The organism is Bacillus sp. MT94 (assembly GCF_058792475.1).
Genome location: NZ_JBXAEZ010000015.1, coordinates 1 through 15,664, shown reverse-complemented (window position 1 = coordinate 15,664; position 15,664 = coordinate 1). Strand labels below are relative to the sequence as shown.

Below are 15,664 nucleotides of genomic sequence, written 5' to 3'. Positions count from 1 at the left end.
ACGTTGTTTGTTTCGTTCAGTTTTCAAAGAACTACTTGGTCGCTCATTTGCGACTTCCTTATGTTAACATCTTCGTTAGTTAATGTCAACTAAGTTTTTCATTTCGTTTGCCGCTTTCGACGTTGTTGTCATCAGCGACTCGTATAATACTACACCTCTAAACTCTAATCGTCAATATGTTTTTCTAAAAAAATATAAAAAGACTTATTTCTTTTTAAAATAAGTCTTTTTATCATGTAACACGCTATCGTTTATTATTTTTCTATAATAGGTAAAGAGACGATAAATCGAATAATGCCCTCCTCATATTCAGCTCGAATACTACCACCTTGTAACTCAACAATACTTTTCGCAATCGCAAGCCCAAGTCCAGAACCTTCTGTTACTCTACTTCGAGATTGATCCTTCTTATAGAAACGTTCAAACAAATTCGCTAACTCTTCTCTCGTAAACTCTTCACTATGATTCGCAATTACAATTTGTATATCCCTGCGCTGCCTTTGAAGAGAAACTTTTATCTCCCCATCATCTTTACTATACTTAATCGCATTCATTAGTAAATTATCAAATACACGAACCATCTTTTCCGAATCAATCGATGCATAAGCACGTTCCTCAGGAAACTTCTTAACAAACGTAAGTCCATGCTCTTCCGCCTGCGGTACTAATTCTTCTATTAATTGCTCGAGTAACTCATTCATACAAACTTCTTGTTTTTCTAATATAACTTGTTCATTTGTTAACTTCGTATACTCAAATAAATCTTCTATTAAATTCTTTAGCTGCTCCGACTTTGCAAAAGCAATTCTCGTATACTCATCATGTTGTTCTTGATTTTCATATTTAGAATCTCGAAGTAATCGTAAGTAACCCATAATAGAAGTAAGCGGTGTACGTAAATCATGAGATACATTCGTAATAAGCTCATTTTTCTGCTTTTCTAATTTACGCTCTTTTTCTATATTATTCATAAGCTCTTCCGCCATATTATTAATATTCTCAGTTAAAGACGCAATCTCATCTTCACCTTTCTTCTCAATGCGGTACGCTAAGTTTCCTTTTTCTATTTCCTTTACACCTTCTGCCATTGCTTCAATCTGCTTCATCTTTCTCTTTGTTATATAGAAGAAAGAGAAAATGAATACAAGGACACCAATTAAAAATGGGAATGGTCCTTCTACTTTATAATACACTACCTCGCCTTGAGGAATCCCGCTTACAAACATATATAAGTTCTTACCTTCAATTGTAATAGGCGAGAATGTAATAAACTCTTTTCTTGATCTTTCAATATCATTATTATTTGAATAATTGATAGCAAATGAAGTCGCATTACGAATTGTATTATGCAAATTAATTTGTTCTTCTTGCGCTTGCTTCGTCTTATACAAAACTTTACCATTTTCGTCAGTAACTAATATTTTAAAGGCATCATGCCCTTGCTCTAAATTCTCATTTTCTAGTTCTATCATATTTTGTACAGCATCTAATTTATTTTCAGCAACCATCATTTCCGCTGTACTTTGAGCTTTACGATTAATTTGCTCCATACCATCTCTGTAATTAATCTCGGCATGCTGGCTAGCATCTTCAAAAATAGGTGCTACTATCTTCGTTGATACAAAGAGACCTAATAACGCACAAGCAGTAAACGCCGTAATAAGTTGAATCCTTATACTCCGTTTCACGCTCTTTATTATCTTTCCAATTAATTCTCGAATTTTCCGAACATAAGTAAACGGATTAAATATCTTTTTCAATCTTATACCCCACTCCCCATACTGTTTTTATATATCTAGGCTTCCTTGGATTCTCCTCAATCTTTTCACGTACTTTTCGAATATGCACCATTACAGTATTATCAGACTGGAAAGATCGTTCGTTCCACACCTTTTCATAAATTTGCTCCGCACTAAACACCATACCTGGATTTCTAGCTAGCAATTCTAAAATTGAAAATTCCCTTGGGGTTAGTTTCACTTCTTCTCCCTCTACAATAACTTTATGGGTCGAGATATTTATTTTCATCTCTCCAATTTCTAGCTCGTCCTCATTTTGAATAGCAAAACCATTCATTTTCATATAACGGCGTAACTGAGATTTAATTCGTGCAATTAACTCTAATGGATTAAAGGGCTTCGTTACGTAATCATCTGCTCCTGTTGTTAATCCTAAAATCTTATCCATATCTTGCGTTTTCGCAGAAAGCATAATGATAGGCATCTCTTTCGATTCTCTTACTTTCATACACATATGAATACCATCTACTTTCGGCATCATAATATCTAATACGACTAGATGCACTTCATTTTCTTCCAGTAAACGTAGCCCTTCTTCTCCGTCCCCTGCTTGTAATACTTTATATCCTTCATTCTTTAAATAGATTGTAATTAAATTCCGAATTTCTTTTTCATCATCTACGACAAGTATTGTTTCGTGTGCCACAATATCTCCCCCATTACTTTTTTAATCCCTAACTTCTATTATAGGAAAACTTCTGAAGAAAAACGCTCGGAAATCCTTAAGTTTTTCTGAAGACGCAAAAAAGGTCTAGACTCCCCTTAAGTCTAGACCTTTGAAAAAACCCCTTTTATTTACGAACGTAGATGAAATATAGTACGAATAAAACTCCCATAACATACATAATCGGATGAACCTCTTTACGACGACCACTCACAACCATTGTAATTGGATAGAAGATAAATCCAATCGCAATCCCAGTTGCGATACTATACGTAAGTGGCATAGAGATAATTGTAAAGAATGCTGGCACTGCAATCTCGAATTTCTTCCAATCAATTTCCCCTAAAGAAGAAACCATCAAGATTCCTACAATAATTAAAGCTGGTGCCGTTACAGCTGGCGTTACAACACTTAGTAATGGCGAGAAGAATAGTGCCAGTAAGAAGAATCCTGCTGTTACAACTGCTGTAAATCCAGAACGTCCTCCCGCTGCTACCCCTGCAGACGATTCAATGTAAGACGTTGTTGTTGATGTACCCAAGATCGCACCAATTACAGTCGCAATCGCATCTGCAAATAATGCTTTTCCTGCACGTGGTAATTTATTGTTCTTCATTAATCCAGCTTGATTCGCAACCGCTACAAGCGTACCTGCTGTATCAAAGAAATCGATAAAGAAAAACGTTATAATAACAATCCCCATTTGAACTGTAAAAATATCTCCGAAGTGCGTTAACGCAGCACCGAACGTTGGTTCTAGACTCGGTATTGCTCCCACTACAGCTTTCGGAGTATCAATTAATCCTGTTGCCACTCCTAAGATCGCTGTAAGAATCATACCGTAAAATACAGCACCATTAACTTTCTTAATCATGAAGATGATTGTCGTAACAACCCCGAAGATTGCTAGTAACGTTGTGCCCTTTGTTAAGTCCCCCAACCCAACAAGAACAGCATCATTTTTCACGATAATTCCAGCATTTTGGAATCCAAGGAATGCAATGAACAATCCGATACCTGCTGCTACTGCAAACTTTAACTCCGATGGAATTGCATTAATGATTTTTTCACGAATACCTGAAGCAGTAAGAATAATAAAGATAATACCTGACATTAATGTTCCGGCAATGGCCGTTTGCCACGGAATACCCATCGTTAACACTGCTGTATAAGCAAAGAACGCGTTAATTCCCATACCTGGCGCTAAAGCAATTGGATACTTCGCGAAAATACCCATAATTAACGAACCGATTGCTGCCGCTAATGCCGTAGCAACGAATACTGCACCTGGATCCATCCCTGTACCTGCTGGTAACCCTTTAACATTTCCAAGCGACAGCGTAGCAGGATTGACAAACAGTACGTAAGCCATAGATAGAAATGTTGTTAACCCCGCTATGAACTCAGTCTTATAATTCGTACCGAGCTCATCAAATTGAAAATAGCGTTTCATCCTACGTTTCCCCCGTTATATGATTACTCGCCGTAATCTTCCTAGCCCTCTTTTATCTATTAAAAATAAAAAAGGCTTCCATTGCATATACATGGAAGCGTTCTATGAATAAAGACAAGTTTCCCCTCATCTTTATCTAAACGCCTCGTAGTCAAGCCATTTACGGTAGCTAGGTAGAAACTTTCGGGCCATATCCCCGATATTATACGACGGCATAATATTCACTTTTCGTTTGAATTACATACTCATATTAACTCTTGAATGTATTTTTGTCAATTTAAAAGCGAACATTTTTATATTTTTTTATATTTTCGTTCGTATTAACAACGAAAACAAAAAGATCCATCTATTCATGAATGATAGATGGATCTTTTTTATTACAATACTATTCCCACTCAATAGTTGCTGGTGGCTTACTCGTTACATCATACACGATACGGTTAACGTGTTTTACTTCGTTTACGATACGAACAGAGATTTTCTCTAGTACGTCCCAAGGGATACGTGCCCAGTCAGCTGTCATACCGTCAATAGATGTTACTGCACGGATACCTACTGTGTAATCGTAAGTACGCTCGTCACCCATAACACCTACGCTACGCATACCAGGAAGTGCAGTGAAGTATTGCCAAATTTCACGGTCTAATCCCGCTTTAATAATTTCTTCACGTAAAATCGCATCAGATTCACGAACGATTTCTAATTTCTCTTCTGTGATTTCACCTAATACACGAATACCAAGACCAGGACCTGGGAATGGTTGACGCCATACGATTTCATCAGGAATTCCTAGTTCAGATCCTAATACACGTACTTCATCTTTAAATAACGTATTTAAAGGCTCAATTAATTTGAACTGCATGTCTTCTGGAAGTCCACCCACGTTATGGTGAGATTTAATTGTTTGTGCAGTTGCTGTACCACTTTCAACGATATCTGTGTAAAGTGTACCTTGTGCTAAGAAGTCCATACCTTGTAATTTAGATGCTTCATCATCAAATACGTAAATGAATTCGTTACCGATGATTTTACGTTTTTGTTCTGGATCTTCTACACCTTTTAACTTATTCATGAAGCGTTCTTGTGCATCCACTTTAATAACGTTCATATGGAAGCCTTCGCTAAATGTTTTCATAACGCCTTCTGCTTCACCTTTACGAAGTAAACCGTGGTCAACGAAAATACATGTTAACTGATCGCCGATTGCTTTATGAATTAATACTGCTACAACAGAAGAGTCTACGCCGCCACTAAGTGCACATAGTACTTTTTTGTCTCCAACAGTTTCACGAATCTTTTCTAATTCTACTTCGATAAAGTTCTCCATGTTCCATCCTTCAGAACAACCACATACGCCGAATACGAAGTTTTTAATTAAATCGTTACCGTGCTCAGAGTGACGTACTTCTGGGTGGAATTGTACACCGTATAAGTTTTTCGCTTCATTGCTCATACCAGCAATTGGGCAAGACTCACTTGTTGCGTCTACTACGAATCCTTCAGGTAAACCAGTTACTAAGTCGCCATGGCTCATCCATACAACTTGCTCTTCTGGAAGGTTCGCATATAATTTTGATTCGTTCTCTACTTTAAGAACAGCTTTTCCGTACTCACGGTGGTTGGCACGCTCTACTTTACCACCGAAGTGTTGTGTCATAAGCTGCATACCGTAACAGATACCGAAGATCGGTAAACCTAGTTCGAAGATTTTTTCATCACAATGTAATGCACCTTCACCGTATACGCTATTTGGTCCACCAGAGAAAATAATCCCTTTTGGATTCATTGCTTTAATTTCTTCTGCAGTAATTGTATGTGGATGAAGTTCACTGTATACACCGAACTCACGAATTCGACGTGCTATTAACTGATTGTATTGACTTCCAAAATCTAAAACGATAATTGTATCGTGTTGCTTCTTCAAAATAATCACCCCAACGTTAGTTCTCGTATATAAATATTTTCACCAATTTGGCGAAAAGCATTACTAATATAATAAAAAAAGCCAGTCCTCCGCCTCTAGTCTCATAACAAAGAAAAGGCAGGGGTCTGACTTTATAAAGAAAGATAGTCTCCGCTCTTTATAAATATAAGACACACTGCCTTCATAGTCAGGTTGTTTACGGTAACCCGGTAGAGACTCTCAAACCATATCATTGAGGATATATGAAGGATCGTTTTATATTATCTTCCTAGATTCTAACAATGAAGTATCTATATGGTCAAGAGAGAAAGCGACAAAATTCTACAGAAATTCATTTCCTTTTCTAAAAAACATAAAAAAACATCCATTTCTATATAGAAATGGATGTTTTTTAGGGCAAACGGAATTACATCATTCCGCCCATACCGCCCATGCCCATGCCGCCCATGTCAGGCATTGCTGGTGCATTTGGTTCTGGCTTGTCAGCTACTACAGCTTCAGTTGTTAAGAACATAGCTGCAACAGATGCTGCGTTTTGAAGTGCAGAACGAGTTACTTTAGCTGGATCTACGATACCAGACTCAAGCATGTTAACCCATTCGCCAGTAGCTGCGTTGAAACCAACGCCTACTTTTTCGCCTTTTAGACGCTCTACAACTACAGATCCTTCTAGACCAGCGTTGATTGCGATTTGACGAACTGGCTCTTCTAGTGCACGAAGTACGATGTTGATACCTGTTGCTTCGTCGCCTTCAGCTACGATAGAAGCTACTTTCGTGTATACGTTCATAAGTGAAGTACCACCACCTGCAACGATACCTTCTTCTACTGCTGCACGAGTTGAGTTAAGTGCATCTTCAATGCGAAGTTTGCGCTCTTTTAACTCAGTTTCAGTTGCTGCACCGACTTTAATTACTGCTACGCCACCTGCTAGTTTAGCAAGTCGCTCTTGTAATTTTTCACGATCGAATTCAGAAGTTGTTTCTTCTAATTGCGCACGAATTTGACCGATGCGAGCTGCGATTTGCTCTGTATTTCCAATACCTTCAACTACAGTTGTGTTTTCTTTTGTAACAACAACTTTACCAGCGCGTCCTAAAGATTCAACTGTAGCAGATTTTAAGTCACGACCTAATTCTTCAGTGATTACTTCGCCACCAGTTAAGATTGCGATATCTTCTAGCATTGCTTTACGACGGTCACCAAATCCAGGAGCTTTAACAGCTACTACATTGAATGTACCACGAAGTTTGTTCACTACTAATGTAGCTAAAGCTTCGCCTTCTACATCTTCAGCAATGATAAGAAGTGGTTTACCTTGTTGTACCACTTGCTCTAATACCGGTAAGATTTCTTGAATGTTAGAAATCTTTTTGTCAGTAATTAAGATATATGGGTTATCAAGAACTGCTTCCATTTTATCAGAATCAGTAATCATGTAAGGAGATGCATATCCACGATCAAATTGCATACCTTCTACTACGTCTAATTCTGTTGTAAATCCTTTAGACTCTTCTAAAGTAATAACGCCGTCGTTACCAACGCGCTCCATTGCTTCAGCGATTAATTGACCTACTTCTTCGTCAGCTGCAGAAATAGCAGCTACTTGTGCGATAGAAGATTTGCCTTCGATTGGTTTAGAAATCGTTTTTAATTCTTCAATTGCAGCAGTAACAGCTTTTTCGATACCTTTACGAAGACCCATTGGGTTAGCACCAGCTGTTACGTTTTTAAGACCTTCACGAATCATAGCTTGCGCTAATACAGTTGCAGTTGTTGTTCCGTCACCAGCTACATCATTTGTTTTGCTAGCAACTTCTGCTACTAATTTCGCACCCATGTTTTCGAATGCATCTTCTAATTCGATTTCTTTTGCGATTGTTACACCATCATTTGTAATAAGTGGTGAACCAAATTTTTTCTCAAGTACAACGTTACGACCTTTTGGTCCAAGCGTTACTTTTACTGCGTTTGCAAGAGTGTCGACACCGCGAAGCATCGAACGACGTGCTTCTTCACTAAATTTAATATCTTTTGCCATAATAATTGACCCCCTTGGATTTTTTAAGATTTATATAATTAACCGATAACTGCTAAAATGTCACTTTCACGTAAAATCAAGTAGTCTGTACCTTCATATTTCACTTCAGTACCTGCATATTTTGAGAAGATGATAAGATCACCTGCTGCTACCTCTAAAGCAACACGCTCACCATTCTCAAGCACTCGACCAGTACCTACTGCAACAACTTTACCCTCTTGTGGTTTTTCTTTTGCAGTATCTGGTAATACGATACCACTTGCTGTTTTTTCTTCTGCTTGAACAAGCTCAATTACAACGCGATCACCTAATGGCTTTAGCATGAACAATAACCTCCTCATTTTGTTATGTAAATTTCTTTTATTAGCACTCAAGTCATCCGAGTGCTAACACACTTATAATAATAAATAATCTCAATTTCTTTTGCAAGTAAAAAAATCATAATTTTTTCGCAAATCACTATATAAACTTTCTATATAGAATACTGCCTTTACTATATGAATCGTTGTTTCCACTGCTCGTATGTTACAATATGAAAGGACACCCTAAGTTGTTTTCGCTACACACACAACTTTCTCCTGTCTTCTATTATAATTTCAAATAAGGATTTACGAAAAAAACATAATTCAAGTGAGGTTTATATCGTAGGTAGCATATTTACATGTTATCCTAACTTATCTCATACACTATAGTTAGAAAGGATGGTTAAACCATTTGAAGAAACAATACTGGTGGATTATCGTTACATACATTTTAATGCAGTTATCTGGCGTTGTTGGATTGCCACTTCTCCTAAAAACAGGACTCTATGATAATAGAGGATTTACCATGGAGGAAAAAGGACAAATCATAACGGGACACTGGGCAATTATTAGCTTCTTTGTTGCATTATGTATCGTACTTTGGTTACTTAGAACAGACATTCGTGACAGGCATTTAGATGCAATGCGCTCTTCTGTTCCAGCTACTATTGGATGGATTTTCATCGGCTTCTTCTTGGCTTTCTTTTCACAAATAGTTGCCGGTATGATCGAGATGCAGCTGCTAGGAATTAAACAAGGTTCAGAAAATACAATGAAACTGATGGAAATTGCAAGAACGACACCTTGGTTCCTTATTGTCGTATCTATAATCGGACCTATCTTGGAAGAAATCGTATTTAGAAAAATTTTATTTGGTACACTTTATAAGAAGTTTAACTTCTTTATTGCAGCTATCATTAGTTCGCTTGTATTCGCAGCAATTCATTTTGATTTTACTCATTTATTGGTATACACTGCTATGGGGCTCGTATTCGCCTTCTTATATGTGAAGACGAAGCGTATTATCGTTCCGATTGCAGCTCATGTTGCGATGAATACATTAGTCGCTATTGGGCAAATTTTTATGAGCAATGAGCAAATTCAAGAAATGATTAAAGAAGCTGAAAAAATGCAAGGCTTTATCGGAGGATTTTTTGTATGAGAAACTCACCATTGTTCATGGCTGCACTATACTTCCTTCTTGGATGTATCTTTACACGCTTCGCCATTACGAACGTGACAGATACAATCTGGAATGTGTGGACAATACTATTTGCAGTTATGGCAACAATTGATTTTAATTTGGCACTTCGCCTTATATTAGTTAAATTCACAAAGAAGAAACAATAATAAAACGCAGAGGTCGCTTCCTCTGCGTTTTATTGTGGATAGTTTTTCAAAAAGTAAACTAATGTTTGTAACTCTACAGCTAAATCAATATGATGAATTCTAATATTCTCTGATACGTTTAATCGTGCTGGTGTGAAATTCAAAATACCATGCACGCTCGTTTCAGCTAATCTATCTGCTACAGCTTGTGCTACTGTAGCCGGTACTGTTAATATTGCCACTTGTATATCATTTGATAATCTCTCTTCTAATTCATCTAAATGGTATACAGGAATGCCCCCGATTTCTGTTCCAACTTTCTCTTCACTAACATCAAATGCCATTTCAATTTTTGTATTATTGTTTTTCGTGAAATTATAATGTAAGAAAGCGGTCCCTAAATTACCTACTCCAATAAGTGCTACACGCGTTATATCATCTTGATCAAGTGTTTCGCGGAAAAATGATAATAAATAATTTACGTTATATCCATATCCCTTTTTCCCTAACGCTCCAAAATACGAAAAATCTCTTCGTATTGTTGCGGAATCTACTTTTACCGCTTCACTCAATTCGGCCGATGAAACACGCTGCTTACCAGAAAGAGATAAGTTTTGGATAAATCGATAGTATAGAGGCAATCTTTTAGCAGTGGCTTGTGGAATCTTTTGCTGATCCATATGACCTCTCCTCTCTTCCTATCTTTATTCATATACTTTAATCAAATACAGAAGTTTAGCACTCATTAAATTCCTTGTATAATAAAGAGAAGAAGTATTCTCTCTTATTTTAAACTATACACTATTTTTAGTATGATTGAGAAATATAAACATGGCAAAGTTAAGAAATTATTTGAGGTGAAAACATTGATTTTATTACAAGTAAATGGACTTTCGAAATTATACGGTGCAGAAACAATTCTTGCAAACATAAAATTGGAAGTACAAACAAAAGATCGTATCGCATTAGTCGGAAGGAATGGAGCTGGAAAATCTACATTATTAAAAATTATCGCTGGTGAGTTATCACATGATGGTGGCGAAATTATAAAACCGAAAGATGTCTCAATCGGGTATTTAGCTCAAAATACCGGCCTAGAAACGTCTTTAACAATTTGGGATGAAATGCTAACCGTCTTTACCCACTTACAGCAAATGGAGACAAAACTTCGAAGGCTTGAGCAAGAAATGGGAAAAGAAGAAAACTTTTCAAACGAAGCTATATATGAAAGATTGTTAGCTGATTATGACCAATTGCAACTCAATTATAAAGATCAAGGTGGATATCAATATGAAGCGGATATTCGCTCCATTTTAAGCGGCCTTGGCTTCCCAGTTGAAACGCACCAGACGACGATTTCTACTTTAAGCGGTGGGCAAAAAACAAGATTAGCTCTCGGAAAATTATTATTAACAAAACCAGACTTACTTATTTTGGACGAGCCTACAAACCATTTAGACATCGAAACATTAACATGGCTTGAGCAATATTTACAAGGTTATCCTGGCGCAATATTAATCGTTTCACATGACCGTTATTTCTTAGACAAACTTGTTACACAAGTATATGAAATTTCGAATAAAGAAAGCAGACGATTTGTTGGTAACTACAGTAAATATTTAGACTTAAAATCAGCATTATATGAGCAAGAAATGAAACGTTACGAAAAACAACAAGATGAAATCGCAAAACTTGAGGACTTCGTTCAAAAGAATATAGCTCGCGCCTCTACAACGAAACGTGCTCAAAGTCGCCGTAAACAACTAGACAGAATGGAATTATTAACGAGACCATTAGGGGATTCTAAGTCAGCATCATTCCACTTCGATATTGAAAAGCAAAGTGGAAATGATGTTTTACAAGTAAAGGATGCAACCATTGGCTATGATGAGGACCCTATAATTGAAAACGTAACTATGCGCTTAACTCGCGGAGATAGTGTTGCTTTAGTTGGTCCAAACGGAATTGGGAAATCCACATTATTAAAATCTATTGTGAATAAGTTACCACTATTAAATGGTGATGTTTCTTTCGGATCAAATGTATCTGTTGGTTATTATGATCAAGAACAAGCAAACTTAACATCTTCTAAACGGGTTTTAAATGAACTATGGGATGAATATCCACTGCAACCTGAAAAAGAAATCCGTACTATACTCGGGAACTTTTTATTTACAGGAGATGATGTACTGAAACCAGTATCTTCCCTTAGTGGTGGACAAAAAGCTCGATTAGCTCTTGCGAAGCTTATGATGCAAAAGTCAAATTTATTAATTCTGGATGAGCCTACGAACCACCTTGATTTAAATAGCAAAGAGATTTTAGAGAATGCTTTAATTGATTATCCAGGGACTCTTCTATTTGTCTCACATGACCGCTACTTCATTAACCGTGTAACAACGACTGTGATTGAGTTATCAACAGAAGGTGCACAGGAATATTTAGGGGATTACGATTACTATGTGGAGAAGAAAAATGAAATGATTGAACGCGCAGCATTTGAACAACTTGAACAGCAAGAAAATCAGGCACCTGTTCAAAAAACTGTAGCTCAAGAAAAATTAAATTATCTCGAAGAAAAAGAGCGTAAACAATTAGAACGTCAACGCACTCGAAAAATTGAAGAACTAGAACAAAACATCGTAAACTTAGAAGAAGAAATTGCTACGTTAGAAGATCAACTTTGCTTACCAGAAATATATGCAGATTATGAAAAAGCGAGTGAAATTACAACTAAAAAACAAACGCTACAAGTACAACTTGAAACTTGTATGGCAGAGTGGGAAGAGCTGCATGTATAAGAGTATTTAAATAAGGAAGATGTCTCATCAGTCATGATTTTTGACTATGTGACATCTTTTTTCTTTAAGTACATAAATAATTTTTTGAATATATCAATGGTAACTCGGAATATATCAACCAATTTTCAAATACATCTATCGTAACCCTATATATATAAACGATTCGACACGAAATATCGATTTACCGACAAGGATTGACAATATCAGCACCCTCTATAATAGAAGGATATTTCAAAATGTTTTTCAGGGATATCTTCTTACTTTTTATTTCCCGAAAAACAATATATTCAAAGGTCAGACTTCATCTAGTTTATCCACAAACTTATACACATATCCACCTTTATAAAATAGCTATCAAAACAACTTTTCCACATTATCCACAACTATCAAAAAAGATATCAACACTTTATATACACAACAAAACCCACATTATCAACAGATAATATGGGTTTTATCCACAAGCTGTGGTTAATTATGTGCATAACTATGCTTCAATATCTAATCCTGGATTCGCATTTAAGGCTAATGTTGCACGCTTGCCTTGTTCATACGCAATTGTCCCTGCCGCTGCAATCATTGCTGCATTATCTGTGCATAAAGATAGCGGTGGAATAATTAGTTCAATGTTTTCTTTTTGTGCAAATTCTTCTTCTAATCGCGCACGAAGTCCTTTATTAGCAGCTACTCCACCAGCAAGAAGTAATTGCTTTACATTATAAGCCTCTGCTGCACGAGCTGCTTTCTTTACAAGTACATCTATTACACTTTCTTGGAAACTTGCCGCTAAATCTTCTGGTTTAATTTCTATACCACGTTGTTTCGCGTTATGCACAGTGTTGATAACTGCTGATTTCAATCCACTAAAGCTAAAATCATATGAATTCGGTTCTAGCCATGCACGAGGCAAATCAATTGTTGGTTCTCCTTCATGTGCAAGACGATCAATATGAGGACCACCTGGATATGGCATAGATAACGTACGAGCTACTTTATCATATGCTTCTCCAGCTGCATCATCTCGCGTTTCACCAATTACTTCAAATGAACCATGTTCTTTCATATAAACAAGTTCTGTATGCCCACCAGATACAACAAGTGATAATAGCGGGAATTGAACTTCTTTTACTAAACGGTTCGCATAAATATGGCCAGCAATATGATGAACACCGACTAACGGAATATCATGTGCAAAAGCTACTGCCTTCGCTGCATTTACCCCAATTAAAAGTGCTCCTACTAAACCAGGCCCTTCTGTTACAGCAATTGCATCAATATCATCAAATGTGATATTTGCTTCTTTTAAAGCTTCTTCTAACACAACTGTAATTTCTTCTACATGATGACGGGATGCAATCTCTGGTACAACCCCGCCAAAACGTTTATGACTTTCGATTTGTGATGCAACGACATTCGCAATAATTTCCGTTCCATTTTTAACAACCGCCACCGCTGTTTCATCACAGCTTGTTTCAATCCCAAGTATAATCGTATTTTTTTCCATTATATATTCACCCACATTACAAGACCATCTTCCTGATTGTCTGCATAGTATCGTTTACGAATTCCACCATTTTGAAATCCATATTTTTTGTACAACTGCTTTGCTACTTCATTTGATACACGTACTTCAAGCGTCATTGTTTTTACCCCTAGTTCTTTCGCTTCTGAAATAACTGCTTTCAATAAGGCATCTCCTAATTTTTGACCTCGGTATTCTGGCAAAATAGCTATATTTGTTATATGTGATTCATCAATAATTATCCACAATCCACAATATCCGATTACACGACCATCTTTTTCTAACACAATATAATGTGCATGTTCATTCATCGTTAATTCACGGTGAAAGGCATCTGCAGTCCAAGGAGTTGAAAAAGACACTTCTTCAATAGCTACAATTTGAGCAATATCATCAAGTTCCATCTTTCTAAATATCATATCCATCTTCTGCAAGGCCCCTACTTGTTTTGACTTTCTAACCACTTTGTTTCAGCTTCAGCTAAACGAAGATAGCTCGGAACAAACGTATGCACATCTTGTTCTTCTTTTTGTAACCCTAAGAATGCTAGCTCACTTGGTCTTGGATTATTTTTAGTAAACGGAGCGAATACAGCTTGATCACCTAAATGTTCTATAATTATTTCTTTATGCAATTTAACATCATTACCGATAAATAAAACAGGCTGTCCTTTATCTTTTAACATTTGCAACCAGTCCACAATAAGAATAATTCGGTCTTCTTCTATTGAAGTTAACTGCTCTCCTTCATATGTATATAATCCAGTATAGATTTGCCCACGTCTTCCATCAAATAAAGGACAAATTAATCCATTAAAGTTAGCACCGTTTGCAGCTACTACCTCTAAACTTGATACACCTACAATTGGTATTTGAAGTGACCAAGCTAATGTTTTTGCCGCTGTCACGCCTATGCGAACACCTGTATATGATCCAGGTCCAGCAGCTACTACGATTTTAGTTAATTCCTTCGGTTTTACACCACATTCTTTTAACAGTTGCTCTACAGCTGGCATAAGACGTACAGAATGGTTTTTCGTCAAATTTGTAATGATTTCCCCAATCACGTTTCCTTCCTCAATAAGGGATACACCCATTACGTAATTTGAAGTATCAATTGCTAGTACTTTCATCTTGTAATAGCTCCTCACATAATCTAATATAGCGATCTCCAATTGGCTCGAGTATAATTTTTCTTGTGTCATCTCCCGCATGGAATAAACTAATTTGTAACTTTTCATTCGGTAAATATGCTTCTATTAAATGAGCCCATTCCACTACCGTAATTCCTTCACCGTAGAAATACTCATCAAAGCCTAAGTCCTCTTCGCTTTCTGCTAAGCGATACACATCCATATGATATAGTGGTAATCTTCCTTTATATTCTTTAATAATATTAAAGGTAGGACTATTTACAACTCTTTTCACTCCAAGACCTTTTGCTAGCCCCTTTGTAAAAGTCGTCTTCCCAGCTCCAAGATCTCCTTCTAAAATAATTACATCTTGTGCCTCTACGAGTTCACCTAGTTTTTCTGATAACCTTTGTGTTTCCGCAGAAGATTTTGTTGTTACTTCATATTTGCTCACAGACTTCACCTACTTTACTCACAATGTTCTCTGCTCTTTATTATACAGGTTTTGAATATATAAAAAAGTCCTTAGGAGTTGTCCTAAGGATAGTTTGACTGTCTTTATTAGTTTTTTGTTAAAACAAATAAAAAAATACGAAACAATTTGTTTCGTTCTTTTCTTTATATAAAATGGCGGTCCCGACCGGGGTCGAACCGGCGATCTCCTGCGTGACAGGCAGGCATGTTAACCACTACACCACGG

The 15,664-nt window shown here is 36.7% G+C and carries 14 protein-coding genes and 2 riboswitches; of the genes, 3 read left to right on the top strand and 11 right to left on the bottom strand.

The window, feature by feature from the left end:
• Positions 1 to 254: 254 nt before the first annotated feature.
• The 6 genes from AC1Q51_RS27620 to groES all read right to left on the bottom strand — a co-directional run bounded on the left by AC1Q51_RS27620 (position 255) and on the right by groES (position 8,204).
• Positions 255 to 1,760, bottom strand: coding sequence for a HAMP domain-containing sensor histidine kinase (locus AC1Q51_RS27620; RefSeq protein ID WP_090978976.1), 1,506 nt, complete (start codon positions 1,758 to 1,760; stop codon positions 255 to 257).
• Positions 1,744 to 2,445, bottom strand: coding sequence for a response regulator transcription factor (locus AC1Q51_RS27615; RefSeq protein WP_000929891.1), 702 nt, complete (start codon positions 2,443 to 2,445; stop codon positions 1,744 to 1,746). Before AC1Q51_RS27615 ends, AC1Q51_RS27620 begins: the two co-directional genes overlap by 17 nt.
• Positions 2,446 to 2,590: 145 nt before the next feature.
• Positions 2,591 to 3,916, bottom strand: coding sequence for an NCS2 family permease (locus tag AC1Q51_RS27610; RefSeq protein ID WP_000833094.1), 1,326 nt, complete (start codon positions 3,914 to 3,916; stop codon positions 2,591 to 2,593).
• A 128-nt stretch (positions 3,917 to 4,044) separates the two neighbouring features.
• Positions 4,045 to 4,146, bottom strand: a riboswitch (purine riboswitch).
• A gap of 155 nt (positions 4,147 to 4,301) precedes the next feature.
• Positions 4,302 to 5,840, bottom strand: coding sequence for a glutamine-hydrolyzing GMP synthase (guaA, locus tag AC1Q51_RS27605; protein ID WP_000743908.1), 1,539 nt, complete (start codon positions 5,838 to 5,840; stop codon positions 4,302 to 4,304).
• A gap of 164 nt (positions 5,841 to 6,004) precedes the next feature.
• A riboswitch (purine riboswitch) is annotated at positions 6,005 to 6,106 on the bottom strand.
• A 140-nt stretch (positions 6,107 to 6,246) separates the two neighbouring features.
• Positions 6,247 to 7,881, bottom strand: coding sequence for a chaperonin GroEL (groL, locus tag AC1Q51_RS27600; RefSeq protein ID WP_001029992.1), 1,635 nt, complete (start codon positions 7,879 to 7,881; stop codon positions 6,247 to 6,249).
• A 38-nt stretch (positions 7,882 to 7,919) separates the two neighbouring features.
• The gene (gene groES, locus AC1Q51_RS27595) at positions 7,920 to 8,204 is read right to left on the bottom strand and encodes a co-chaperone GroES (RefSeq protein WP_000917311.1); all 285 of its coding nucleotides are present in this window, start codon (positions 8,202 to 8,204) and stop codon (positions 7,920 to 7,922) included.
• Between the two features lie 391 nt (positions 8,205 to 8,595).
• Here groES and AC1Q51_RS27590 point away from each other — a divergent pair, with 391 nt between their 5' ends.
• Positions 8,596 to 9,345 (top strand): CPBP family intramembrane glutamic endopeptidase, encoded by a 750-nt coding sequence (locus tag AC1Q51_RS27590; RefSeq protein ID WP_090978970.1) that lies wholly within the window; start codon positions 8,596 to 8,598, stop codon positions 9,343 to 9,345.
• Positions 9,342 to 9,533: a YdiK family protein gene (locus tag AC1Q51_RS27585; RefSeq protein ID WP_001246204.1), complete on the top strand. Its 192-nt coding sequence runs from the start codon at positions 9,342 to 9,344 to the stop codon at positions 9,531 to 9,533. The genes AC1Q51_RS27590 and AC1Q51_RS27585 overlap by 4 nt, the downstream gene beginning before the upstream one ends.
• A gap of 29 nt (positions 9,534 to 9,562) precedes the next feature.
• Here AC1Q51_RS27585 and AC1Q51_RS27580 read toward each other — a convergent pair whose 3' ends face one another.
• Positions 9,563 to 10,192, bottom strand: a complete 630-nt coding sequence (locus AC1Q51_RS27580; protein WP_000372699.1) for a redox-sensing transcriptional repressor Rex — start codon at positions 10,190 to 10,192, stop codon at positions 9,563 to 9,565.
• 186 nt (positions 10,193 to 10,378) lie between these two features.
• Here AC1Q51_RS27580 and AC1Q51_RS27575 point away from each other — a divergent pair, with 186 nt between their 5' ends.
• On the top strand, positions 10,379 to 12,313 hold the full coding sequence (locus AC1Q51_RS27575; protein ID WP_217648222.1) for an ABC-F family ATP-binding cassette domain-containing protein: 1,935 nt from the start codon (positions 10,379 to 10,381) through the stop codon (positions 12,311 to 12,313).
• 484 nt (positions 12,314 to 12,797) lie between these two features.
• On the opposite strand, the gene tsaD is transcribed toward AC1Q51_RS27575, so the two are convergent.
• From tsaD to tsaE, 4 genes are read right to left on the bottom strand one after another with little or no spacing between them, the layout of a single operon-like run.
• A complete protein-coding gene (gene tsaD, locus AC1Q51_RS27570; protein ID WP_098284761.1) occupies positions 12,798 to 13,814 on the bottom strand; it encodes a tRNA (adenosine(37)-N6)-threonylcarbamoyltransferase complex transferase subunit TsaD in 1,017 nt (338 codons plus the stop codon).
• Positions 13,814 to 14,257 carry a ribosomal protein S18-alanine N-acetyltransferase gene (gene rimI, locus AC1Q51_RS27565; protein WP_000367207.1) on the bottom strand — a complete coding sequence of 148 codons (444 nt, stop codon included), beginning with the start codon at positions 14,255 to 14,257 and terminating at the stop codon, positions 13,814 to 13,816. Before rimI ends, tsaD begins: the two co-directional genes overlap by 1 nt.
• A gap of 14 nt (positions 14,258 to 14,271) precedes the next feature.
• Positions 14,272 to 14,964, bottom strand: a complete 693-nt coding sequence (gene tsaB / locus AC1Q51_RS27560; RefSeq protein ID WP_000865770.1) for a tRNA (adenosine(37)-N6)-threonylcarbamoyltransferase complex dimerization subunit type 1 TsaB — start codon at positions 14,962 to 14,964, stop codon at positions 14,272 to 14,274.
• Positions 14,945 to 15,418 (bottom strand): tRNA (adenosine(37)-N6)-threonylcarbamoyltransferase complex ATPase subunit type 1 TsaE, encoded by a 474-nt coding sequence (gene tsaE, locus AC1Q51_RS27555; protein WP_000049640.1) that lies wholly within the window; start codon positions 15,416 to 15,418, stop codon positions 14,945 to 14,947. Before tsaE ends, tsaB begins: the two co-directional genes overlap by 20 nt.
• Between the last annotated feature and the right edge of the window lie 246 nt (positions 15,419 to 15,664).